Genomic DNA, 11680 nt, shown 5'->3' with positions numbered 1-11680 from the left:
TTTACCTTTTTTATTGGAGACATTTATTTATGTATTTACGCGTTTTATCCCTATTGCGGCCCACTTTGTCATTGAGCGTTTCAATTGCTGTGAGCATCTTAAGCGCAATGAGCTTTTCATCATTTGCACAGGACACAAACTCCCAAGCTAATTCTGTATCGTTGACATCATCGAGTTCTACAGCAGCACCGGCTCATGAACAAACGAAGTTGAAGGTAAAAGTGGTCGTTGTAAGCATGTTTGAAATTGGCGAGGACACGGGTGACGCTCCGGGAGAGTTCCAGCTTTGGCGTGAACGGGAGTCATTAGATACGGTTTACCCTATGCCCCATGCTCATCATGATGTGTTCGCAAATGAACAAAAAGGCATGATTGGTATTGTAACAGGAATGGGTATTGCCAGAGCGTCTGCTGCCATTATGGCGTTAGGGTTAGACCAGCGTTTTGACTTATCACAAGCGTATTGGATAGTGGCGGGCATTGCCGGTATCGACCCATTTGATAGCACTATTGGCAGTGCCGTTTGGACTGACTATGTGGTAGACGGCGACCTTGCTCATCACATTGATGCGCGGGAAATTCCGGATAGCTGGAACACGGGTTACTTTCCTCTATTCACCCACGCACCATACGCAAATGCCGAAAGTGTTAATGTTGAAGACAGCCCAAATGGCGAGGTTTATCAGCTCAACGAAAGCTTAGCAAAGTGGGCATATTCTCTTACTAAAAATACCGAGTTACCTAATACCCCTGCTATGGATGCATTGCGCTCTAAGTACCAAGGGTTTCCCAACGCGCTGCAACAACCTGTTGTTACCTATGGTTCTCACCTATCAGCATCTACGTTTTGGCATGGCAAAAAGCTAAATACCTGGGCTAATGACTGGGTTTCTTACTGGACTCGTTCAAAGGGAAACTTCATGACGTCAGGCATGGAAGACTCGGCAACACTGCAGAGTATGACCTATTTACACAATGCAGGTCTGGTAGACAAAAATCGTTTAGTCATATTGCGTACGGCTAGTAACTTTACTATGCAACCACCAGGGCTTTCCGCCGCAGAAAATTTAGAAACAGAAAGCTCTGGCGATGGGTATGCAGCAATGAGAAGTGCCATCGAATCAGCCTATTTAGTGGGAAGCCAATTCAGCGACTATATTCTTGACCATTGGGATGAAGTGAAGACTGAACCGCCATCGCTTGATAGGCAGTAAGCTGTAGCCTGCGGTAATAGTCCTGATAGAAGAAAGCAGCACCTTGCCCACTTTTCGCTTTACACTGCCCTATCGATCGATTAAAAATAAATCATCAAGGAAAGACAATAATAATCGTTGAGACACTAAATGAACAAATTACCCTATAGCGGCCTTACCTACTGGCTTGCCATGCTGAGCTGTTTTCTTTTTATTTTCGGTGGATTCACTGTGGTGTTGGCACTTGCTGCTTTGCTCCTATCGATAAAGTCTCAACGGACTTATGCGCAAGCCCCTAATGAATACAACAACATTGGTAAAGTTAACAAAGCAAAAATCATCGCCATTATTGGTTTAGTACTCAATGTGATCATTCTTGGCGTTACCATTTGGACACTGACAACTATCGGCTGGGATGCGTGGTCAGATGAATTTGTTCGCAAGTGGAATGAAGGGTTAGAAAACGGTCGCGGTTACTAGCTTAAAGGCTGAAGCCTCTAAGCTAATAACCGCTTACACAACGATTTAGGCAAAAGTCGATTTGCTAATTAGCGTTTGTTTCACATGAGATAACACGTCGTTTTTGGCAACTGGCTTGCTCAAGAAGCCAGTCATTCCAGCCTCAAAACACGCTTTTTTATCATCAGGTGCTGTATGGGCGGTTACCGCTACAATACGACCAACTTCAGACAGCAACTTTTCAGCAAGGATCCCGCTAGTTGCGCCATAGCCATCAAGCACTGGCATGGCTAAGTCCATCAATATGAGGTCGTACTGCTTGTCTCTAGCCTTCTCAAGCGCAATTTGCCCATTTTCAGCCATATCTACAACAAATTGAAAGTCTTCAAACATAGATGACAGCACAAGCCTGTTAATATCGTTGTCGTCAACAATGAGCACGTTAATCGTAGTGCGCAACAAATCTGAAGAGAACACGACTTCTGAGTCAATAACATCATGGGTGTTTTGCACAACTTGAACAGGCATAACAATATCGAAACACGTACCCCGGTGTTCAACTGAGCTAACGGTAAGTTCACCTTCCATTTTACTTACCAATTGCTTAGCCGTGGATAATGCCAAACCATTGTCATTACGCGATTCTGATGATTCCTGGGGGGCGCTCATAAGGGGTTTAAAGAGTTCCCGCATTGCAGGTTCGCTCATTGCCGGCCCTGAACCTTCAATAGAGGCGTGAAAAACCGCGTTATCTTTTTTGTGCAATAAGGCTACGTGTATGGTGAGGCCATTAAGCTCTGAGCGCTTGATGATAAATGAGGCAACATTTTTGACCACTTGTGCCATTCGCGCCGCATCACCCTGAATGTAGGTTTCTGCCCCAAATTCTAGAGACGTATTAAAGCTTATGCCCCGCTCTTCGCAACGCATTTCAAGTATACCTACCACGTCATCAAGAAGCGCTTTTATACAAAACGGAGTAGTCTCTAGCGTGAAGTCCTGATTGATGATGGCAGTATAATCCACCACATCATTAATTAGGCTACCTAATCGGTCGGCACTGCGAAGGGCAAAGTCTGCTTTTTTCTCGCGTCGACCATCATGCTGCTCGTGCTTCAGCGCTTCTAGCATACCGACAATGCCGTTTAATGGCGTTTTCAACTCGTGGCTGACTCTGGCAAGCAGTGCGCCTTTCTCAGCTGCAACGGCCTCTGCTTCTTTGCGCTTTTGGTCTAATGCAAGTCGCAGTTCCACTGCTTTATTCACGTTCTGGCAAGTTCCAAATAATCGCAGGCACTCGCCATTTTGCATTTCGGCCATACCGTGGGTTTCAATCCATACGGTATTTCCCTTTGCAGTAACCAGCCTCAAGGTAGAGCTCCAAGGTTCACCGGTTTCTGCGGTATGAGCCACAATACGAGATATTTCGTCCCGGTCGAAACCTTCTCTATAAAACTCGATGGCAGAACCTAATGAGGGTTCAAAGTCACTGTCAACTTCGTGGATCTTTCTTGTTTGAGACGACCAGGTGAGTATATTAGTCGCAAACTCAACTTCCCACGTGCCGATATTGGCAACGCTTTGAAGTTTTTCATATAAGGTATTTTGTTTATTTTCTGTCTTTTCGATATCAAATTTAGACAGTTCGGTGCTTAACCATTCATCAAGAAGCAAGAGCTTATCAGCGTCATCCTTTCGTTTGGGATCAACGTTTATTGCCACAACAAAAATGCATTTATCATCTAATACGTGTGCTTTACCGCGAATGAACGTATTCGCATCGAAGTAGGTTGTTACCCACTGCTTAAATGCAATAGTGGCCTCTATACTGGACGAAGGGAAATTACTGTCTAATGGAAAACGGCTGTTTGGCGAAAAGTCACCTGCAAATGAGGGGATAACCGAAAAAGAGGGTGCGTGGGCTGATGAGGCTTTTGCAACAATCTCTACCGTATCTTTATCTAAACACACTATTGCGCACTGAAAGACATTCATTGTTTTCGCTGCGCTTTTAACAATTCGCTGGAACGTTTCTTTTAACTGCTCCCCTAACAATGCGTTTAGATTAGATTGCTCGTCGTAAAAAATCATTTAAGTAAACCTTGAAACCGCTCGTTAAACACCCGCAACGCAAAAATCCGCGCAATGACATTGTCCTTTGTCAGGTGACCAAATAATATTTAATACCTGAATCTGGGCGTGCTGACCTTTGCTGTACGATTTTTGGGCTAAATGGAAGCATTTTAATCGCGGAACAGTCCTGTAGGCCTAGTGGGCTAAGTCAAAGGGCCCAAATAAAAAAAGCGGCGACAAAGAGTAAAATGCTTCCATAACGCCCCCTTCGGGCAGCGCCTGTGAGCTATTTATCCTGCGTTAAATGGTTTCGATTTAGCCCACTAGACCTTCAACCGTTCGCCTTGTCTAAATAGCTCACAGACCGCTGCAAAAATGTACAGCAAAGGTCAACACGCCCTAGATTACCCGCAAATTCACATCGTGAATATTAAACAATAGGATAGATATAATGCTTTTTAGATGGCGCAATACAGCTTATTACATTAATTCACAGGCGGGAACATTTTAGTGAAGACAAAGTCTTGGGTGAAAACAGAGCTTTGGATGAAAACGAAGTCTTGGATGAAACCAAAGTGATCGGTTCAGATGACGGATGATACGGATGATACAGATGATACGGATGATACGGATGATACGGATGATACGGATGATACGGATGATAAGAAGCAAAGCATGATGAGGGGCGAAAGCAGGGATATTTATATTTGTAAATACCCCATGGTTTCAAGGCTAATGTGAAAAACCTTTCGCTTGGTTTCTACCCGTATCTTTAGCTTCAAATAGCGCCACATCGGCCTCTTTAATTAAGGAGGTTGCACTTGAATCGATGAGTTCACGGGCGGGTTTTGTGGAATATCCAGCACTGACTGTCACTATGCCATCAAGGCCATATTCATGGGTAATTTTAGCTTCGTTTACAGCGTTCACGATTTGCTCAGCAACAATACCAGCGCCGATTTCATCTACATAGGGCAATATCACCAAGAACTCTTCACCGCCAAAACGTATAACCGCATCTTTAGGTCGTTTAACCGTGTTTTCAATGATAGAGGCAACCCCTTGCAAGCAAGTATCGCCTTCAAGGTGACCGTAGTTATCGTTGAACAGCTTAAAACGGTCGATATCGATAACGATAGCACCAACACTGTCTTTGTCTCTTGCCACTTGTTTGATTGTTTTCGGAATTTCTTTTGCTAAGTACGAACGATTATACAGCCCAGTAAGTTGGTCGTGATAAACCATACTTTCCAAAAATTCAGTCCGAGTTTTATTCTCTAGGTGAGTTTTAATGCGGTGAGTCAACGTTGATGCATTTACTGGCTTCATCACAAAATCAGAAGCGCCTACTTCCCAGCACGCATTTTCAACTTGTACGTCCATAGTCGCGGTAACGAAAATAATAGGAATAGAAGCTGTTTCAGGAAAGACTCTGAGCGCTTGGCATACTTCCAAACCATTTTTATCCGGCATGTTCATATCTAGTAGCACTAGGTCTGGCACGTCTTGTCGGCATTTTTGTATTGCCTCGCGACCACTACTTGCGGTTTGACACACTACAAAACTTTCAAGAATAGACTCAAGCAATATACGACTAGCAATCTCATCATCTACGATTAAGACTTTGCACTCTGAGAAGGGTTTTATTTTTGCTAACATGATTTATGACAAACTGCTGGGCGTTAAAAAAATAGAAGAAATACAATGCGTCACAAAAAGCCCTGTTTTGATAATGAAGAATTAAATAAAATCGATTTTCATTATACATAAGTCTAACAATAATGCTCGGCTAGCATGGTAGAACTCATCTATATTTACCCTACTTTCATCGTAATGCATCATTACCCTATGAAAAATAATGAAAGACCGTGAAGGGTATCACAGGAGATAACCAAAAAAATTGCGACAAACACTCACGTACTTATCTTGATGTGCTTATTTTGACGTACCTATCGTGACGCTCTCATTTAAAGTGCTGAGCAAGCAGCAGTCTCTTGTTGTGTCTAAATAATAGATACTCTCGAAAGATATTCCCACTTTTATTTATAAGCTAGGGCGTGTTGATTTTACTGTACATTTTTAAAGCCACTGCAATTTCCTCTTTTTTTTGCTATCGTCATTTCATCTAAACATAGGAAAGGTTTTGCAATGACCGCAGATACTCAAGCAAATTTATGGAACGCAGAAGAGGCCTTAGCCAGATTGGGAGGCAATGAAACACTCCTAAACCGTATCGTTGGTATGTATTTAGAACAAGTAAATCTGAAACAACAGCAGCTTGTAGCCGCCATCAACGCAATGAATTTGGATGAAGTTCGTTTGCAAAGCCACTCCCTAAAAGGTTTATCCGGTGATGTGGGCGCGGATGCCGTGCGAGAAAAAGCATCCAACATCGAGCTATTTGCCAAGGATAATGCTATGGATAAAGTGGCTAGCGAAGCTGATAACCTCGACGCGGTAATAAAAGCAACCATTGCGAAAATGGAAAAGGGCCTGTAATACCAGTCCGCATAGATAGTTACCCACTGAGTGAGCATTTATCTAAACGGACTGGTATAAAAAACCTGCTTATTTTCTAAAATCGTCATCATCAATCTGATTAATATACTGACGCTTTTTATCCTCTGGTAAAAAGCTAGCGGTAAAGCTATTTTTCGCCAGTGCTTTCACATGCTCTTCATTAACATCGAGAGATTCGCTAAGGGCGATAAAATTATCGTTTAAGAACCCGCCAAAATAAGTAGGGTCATCTGAGTTCACAGTAACTAGCAACCCTTCTTCAAGCAGCGTAAGTATATTGTGCTGCTTCATATCATCAATCACGCACAGTTTAAGATTACTTAAAGGACAAACAGTAAGCGGTATTTGATTTTCTTTTAAGTAAGTCATCAACTCTGCGTCTTCTTGACACCTTACGCCGTGATCTATTCTATCCACCTCAAGCAAATTAATGGCTTCCCAGATATAGGAAGCAGGCCCTTCTTCACCCGCATGAGCCACTATTTTAAAGCCATGTTGCTTGGCCTGCTTAAAAACGCGCTCAAACTTTGATGGCGGATGGCCTAATTCAGAACTATCGAGCCCAACGGCGTGAATATCCGAAAAATACGGCTTTGCCTGCTCTAAGGTTTCAAACGCCGAGGACTCTGGCAAATGACGCAAGAAAGACATAATAAGGTAACTAGAGATGCCAAATTGTTGCTCAGCATCCCGCATAGCGCGCAGAAAGCCCGCCATGAAAGTCGCGAACTCTATTCCGCGCTCTGTGTGAGTTTGAGGGTCGAACATTATTTCGGTATGAACGATATTTTCTTCATGGCAGCGAGATAGGTAGGCCCACATCAGCTGATAAAAATCATCTTCATCAATCAATACGCCCGCACCAGCGTAATAGAGGTTTAGGAAACTCTGCAAATCGGAGAAATTGTATGCCGCCGCTATCTCTTCCACGCTATTGTAGGGAAGTGATACACTGTGCTTAGCAGCAAGATTCCACATCAGTTCTGGCGTTAAACTTCCTTCTATATGAAGGTGTAATTCTGCCTTGGGGATCTTTTTTATAGTATCGATTAACGACATGGCACCTCACTTTACCGCACCAAATAAATGCAAACTAACAATAATGGTGCATTATAGTTTATATCTGATTGTGTCTCTGTAGAAATTTATTAACAAATTCAGGTTTTTGATAGCGCTAAACCTCTGTATCAGCGTTACTCAAGCTCCATATTGTTTATCATTTGTTCAATTCATTTTCTCACCATCGTTTTTGATGAAAAACAGGGCTACATAAATAGAAGCTAGCACGAAACGCACCAACACATTGACTAGTTGGTCAGTTAATTGCTTGTGCATGTGATATCAACAGAGAAAATAATAACAGACACAACACAGAGATTATTAGATGTTCAATCAACTCCTAGAGCGGCTCTTCAAACTTCAGCAGCATGGCACAACTATTAGAACAGAAGTCACTGCTGGCCTCACCACCTTTGCCGCAATGTCTTATATATTAGTGGTTAATCCGGGTATTTTAGGCCTAAGCGGCATGCCGGTAGAAGGGCTGATTACCGTTACGGCAATAGCGGCCTGCCTAGGTACTTTGCTAATGGCGCTAATGACCAATTACCCTATCGCCTTAGCACCAGGGATGGGCTTAAATGCGTTTTTTGCCTTTACTATTTGCCTAGGTAGAGAGGTTCCCTGGGAGGCTGCCCTCGGTATCGTTTTTTACAACGGTATACTGTTTTTAATATTATCGCTAACTGGGGTACGAACAAAAATTGCCGAATCTATTCCGCCAGCACTTAAAATTGGTGTTCAATGCGGCATTGGGCTTTTTATCGCCTTTATCGGTTTGAAAAATGCAGAGCTTATTGTTGATAACCCCGCCACCTTTGTGCAACTCGGCGACTTATCAAACCCCGCTGTATTGTTGGCGTTAGTGGGCATTATTTTCACCATTGTGCTAATGATTAAAAAAGTCACGGGCGGCATACTTATTTCCATTATCACATTGACCGTTATTGGTGCGTTTATTCCCACTGAATCTGGCACCCTGACTCAAACACCTTCAGCTATTGTGGGTATGCCCGAACCAATCTCAAGCACGTTTTTCGCCATGGATCTTTGGTATCCCATCGACCATTTTGCGCAAACATGGGATCTTATTTTTGCACTTATGTTCGTCAACATGTTTGATACCATCGGAACGCTCATTGGCGTGTCGCGCAAAGCAAACCTGCTTACCGACGATGGAAGACTCCCTAAAATAGGGCCCGCAATGACAGCGGATGCATCTGCCAGTGTCGTTGGTGCCATGGTAGGCACTTCACCGGTGACAAGCTATGTGGAGTCTGCCACCGGTGTTTCTGCTGGCGGTCGTACGGGGTTGACTGCCGTGGTTGTGTCGGCCTGTTTTGTACTGTCGCTATTTCTTACGCCATTGATGAAGGTTATTCCCCTGATGGCGACTACCCCTGCGCTTCTCATGGTGGGTATTCTTATGATGGAGTCGATTCGACAGCTAGATTTTGACGACCTCGGGGATTTGGCGACAGCGTCGGTAGCACTTATCGCGATGCCTCTTACCTTTAGCATCAGCGAGGGAATAGCACTAGGGTTTATCACCTATGTGGGGATAAAAATAGGTACGGGCAAGTTTAAAGAAGTGACTTGGCTCACCTATTGTCTTGCGGCGGTTTTTGTACTGAGATACGTGTTAGATTTGAAATAGCCCCAGCGCAGAAAACAGCCTGAGTGTTAAAAATTGCCTAGGCGCAGACAGCAGCCTGAGCTCAGAAAACAGCGGCGAGAAGTACGTGTTACTTCAAGCCGCTATAATTAAATGTCACTGCTTTATCTGCCATAAATACAATTTTAATGTAGCTAGATTCCTCATTTCCCCAGGTACATGCCATAGTACCCATGGTTTTACCGCATTTATCCGCAGAGCCTATGATGCTTTCAACTTCTTTTTGCGTCATACCCATTTCTAATCTGTCGTAGTTCTCTTTCGACAGTTTAGAGCACGCAGTGAGAGCGAGCATACCTACAACCAAAGCTATTGTTCTAAGTTTCATAATGGTGTCCTCTTTTATTAAAGATAGCGTAAAAGCATAATTCGTAAAGCCTAGTAGCGGCTTTTACGCCCCCCCGATATACCTAATACCACTTTCTGTCATAAGGATTCTTGTCACAGAGTTTCTGTTAAGACAGCTTTTGCCGAATCACTCACCGTCATGTGGTGTTTGGTCAACTCTATGAGTTTGCTTACCCAGAGGTATCTGGATGCTCACTGAGCCAGTGCTTTGCAATATCCTCTCTGGTGGCAATCCATACTTTGTCATGAGATTTCACGTATTCAATAAACCGTTTCAACGCCGCCAGCCTAGCTGGACGCCCGATAATTCGATTATGCAAACCAATGGACAGCATTTTGGGGGAGTCACTGCCCTCTTCCCACAACACGTCGAACGCATCTTTTAAATAGGTAAAAAACTGCTCACCGCTGTTAAAGCCCTGTGGTGATGCAAATCGCATGTCATTGGTATCTAACGTGTATGGCACCATCAGCAAGGGTTTGCTGTAGTGGTGGTCGAAATACGGTAAGTCATCGGCGTAAGAATCGGCGCAGTAAAGGATGTCGTCCCGCTCAGCAATGAGCTTTAGCGTATTTGGACTTGTACGACCGGTATACCAACCAACAGGCTTTTTGCCAGTTAATTGCTCGTGCAAAACAATCGCGTCGTCAATTTCTTTGCGCTCTTGCTCTTCGCTCATATCCTGATAATGAATCCAGCGCATTCCGTGACTGGCAATTTCCCAGCCAGCGTCTAGCATTGCTTTAACCGCCTCGGGGTGACGCTGCATTGCCATGGTAACGCCAAACACCGTTACAGGTATATCATGCTGAGTAAACAATCGATGCAAACGCCAAAACCCGGCCCTGCTTCCATATTCATATATGGATTCCATACTAAGATGGCGGTCTTGATACGCTTGAGCACCAATTATTTCCGATAGAAACACTTCAGATGATTCGTCCCCATGAAGCACACAGTTTTCACCGCCTTCTTCATAGTTAATGACAAACTGAAGGGCAATTTTGGCATCGCCTGGCCAGTTTGCTTTGGGTGTGTGCTGCCCATAACCAATGAGATCTCGAGGGTAATTAGATGTTGTCATAGGCTAGTGTGTAAACTCTTTAGGTACTGACAAACCACAACCGCCAAGCACGAGATGCACGACCTCTTTTGTCGCTTGCTCAAAATCGGCTTTATTCATTTTTTTACCTCGCAAGCGAGTAATTTGCGCAGAAAAATCAGCATAGTGCTGAGTACTCGCCCAGATACTGTAGAGTAAATACTCAGGGTTCAACTTTCTAAGCTTTCCAGCATTTATCCATGCGTTAATAAGCTCTACTCGCCCTTCCATCCAACGCGCATGCTCTTCATCAAAATAGCCGCTTAGGTTTTGAGCGCCGTTGATAATTTCCATTGCAAATATTTTTGAGGCCAATGGATGGATACGAGAAACTTCCATCTTTTCAGCGATGTATACTGACAACACATCAGCCGGATCGTCCTCTACAGTTGCCTTATCGAAATGAGAGTTCCACAGCGACAGTGTTTCTTCTAATACCGCTACATAGAGTTCTTGCTTAGTTTTAAAATAGTAGAGAACGTTGGTCTTCGGTAAGCCTGCTTCATCAGCTATTTTCTGTACAGCAGTACCTTTAAAACCAAATTGAGCGAAGCACTTTTCAGCAGCCTGAAGTATTTTTCTTCTATTCGCAGCCCCAACTCCCGCTTCGGAGCTTCTTACCTTTATCATTATTATTTATTTCCTTTGCAAAAAATTATGCAAGCGCAATTTACGTCGTCAATGTACACCACTAGCATATGTTCCGATAACGCACGTACCCAAACGATATAAATGTTACTGTGAATTTTTGTACTTTAATAGGCTTACGTTAGCATGAATTAACGTTAGTCCTAAGCAAATATCAGCCCAAAAAGCACCTTGTAGACCAACATAAACAAACACAGCCCGCTATAAATCTTGACAGCTCCAAACAGAAATAGCCCTACATAGCTGCCGGTGTATTGACCCGCTTGCTGTTTGTAGCCTGACGCTTTATGTTGTAGCGCCCACTATTTGAGTGCCGTATCGACCATTCTCTTCAAGCTAGCACCAAACTAGCATGAATCTTGCTGCGTTAGCCTTGCATTTATAGCTACGATTTTATCGAGCACTTGTCGAAAAGCGTTAAGCGCAGATATTACTAACTAAAAATTGCCTTTAACCGAATAACAATAGCCAATGACTAGAGCGCCTTAGTCTGGCTTTTTTTATAAGCAAAAAATTGACCACATGGTCTACTTTTTTACTAAAAAGACAGCTATATTAAGGGAAGCTGTATTAAAAGGCAGTTTTTGTTGAAAAGCCGGCCT

10 protein-coding genes are annotated in these 11680 nt (G+C 43.4%); 4 read left to right on the top strand and 6 right to left on the bottom strand.

What is annotated here, in order from left to right:
- The first annotated feature begins 29 nt into the window (after positions 1-29).
- Both AC27HD_RS12735 and AC27HD_RS12730 read left to right on the top strand, forming a co-directional pair.
- The gene (locus AC27HD_RS12735) at positions 30-1214 is read left to right on the top strand and encodes a purine nucleoside permease (RefSeq protein ID WP_235207736.1); all 1185 of its coding nucleotides are present in this window, start codon (positions 30-32) and stop codon (positions 1212-1214) included.
- A gap of 129 nt (positions 1215-1343) precedes the next feature.
- The gene (locus AC27HD_RS12730; RefSeq protein ID WP_487106297.1) at positions 1344-1673 is read left to right on the top strand and encodes a CCC motif membrane protein; all 330 of its coding nucleotides are present in this window, start codon (positions 1344-1346) and stop codon (positions 1671-1673) included.
- 45 nt (positions 1674-1718) lie between these two features.
- Here AC27HD_RS12730 and AC27HD_RS12725 read toward each other — a convergent pair whose 3' ends face one another.
- Both AC27HD_RS12725 and AC27HD_RS12720 read right to left on the bottom strand, forming a co-directional pair.
- Positions 1719-3743 carry a response regulator gene (locus AC27HD_RS12725; protein WP_487106295.1) on the bottom strand — a complete coding sequence of 675 codons (2025 nt, stop codon included), beginning with the start codon at positions 3741-3743 and terminating at the stop codon, positions 1719-1721.
- 714 nt (positions 3744-4457) lie between these two features.
- Positions 4458-5384, bottom strand: coding sequence for a GGDEF domain-containing response regulator (locus tag AC27HD_RS12720; protein WP_032095082.1), 927 nt, complete (start codon positions 5382-5384; stop codon positions 4458-4460).
- Positions 5385-5873: 489 nt separating this feature from the next.
- Between AC27HD_RS12720 and AC27HD_RS12715 the strand changes: the two genes are divergently transcribed.
- The gene (locus tag AC27HD_RS12715) at positions 5874-6224 is read left to right on the top strand and encodes an Hpt domain-containing protein (protein ID WP_487106292.1); all 351 of its coding nucleotides are present in this window, start codon (positions 5874-5876) and stop codon (positions 6222-6224) included.
- Between the two features lie 69 nt (positions 6225-6293).
- On the opposite strand, the gene AC27HD_RS12710 is transcribed toward AC27HD_RS12715, so the two are convergent.
- A complete protein-coding gene (locus AC27HD_RS12710; RefSeq protein WP_032095080.1) occupies positions 6294-7304 on the bottom strand; it encodes an adenosine deaminase in 1011 nt (336 codons plus the stop codon).
- A 325-nt stretch (positions 7305-7629) separates the two neighbouring features.
- On the opposite strand from AC27HD_RS12710, the gene AC27HD_RS12705 reads away from it, so the two are divergent.
- Positions 7630-8961, top strand: coding sequence for an NCS2 family permease (locus AC27HD_RS12705; RefSeq protein ID WP_487106290.1), 1332 nt, complete (start codon positions 7630-7632; stop codon positions 8959-8961).
- A gap of 88 nt (positions 8962-9049) precedes the next feature.
- On the opposite strand, the gene AC27HD_RS12700 is transcribed toward AC27HD_RS12705, so the two are convergent.
- The 3 genes from AC27HD_RS12700 to AC27HD_RS12690 all read right to left on the bottom strand — a co-directional run bounded on the left by AC27HD_RS12700 (position 9050) and on the right by AC27HD_RS12690 (position 11060).
- Positions 9050-9307 carry a lipoprotein gene (locus AC27HD_RS12700; protein WP_032095078.1) on the bottom strand — a complete coding sequence of 86 codons (258 nt, stop codon included), beginning with the start codon at positions 9305-9307 and terminating at the stop codon, positions 9050-9052.
- Between the two features lie 190 nt (positions 9308-9497).
- Positions 9498-10412 carry an allantoinase PuuE gene (gene puuE / locus AC27HD_RS12695; protein WP_487106287.1) on the bottom strand — a complete coding sequence of 305 codons (915 nt, stop codon included), beginning with the start codon at positions 10410-10412 and terminating at the stop codon, positions 9498-9500.
- Between the two features lie 3 nt (positions 10413-10415).
- Positions 10416-11060: a TetR/AcrR family transcriptional regulator gene (locus AC27HD_RS12690; protein WP_032095076.1), complete on the bottom strand. Its 645-nt coding sequence runs from the start codon at positions 11058-11060 to the stop codon at positions 10416-10418.
- Positions 11061-11680: the final 620 nt, after the last annotated feature.

This window comes from Alteromonas sp. 4NS20-0143 (assembly GCF_057542855.1).
Note: the sequence above shows the minus strand (reverse complement) of the source record. Positions and strands in the feature narration are given on the sequence as shown.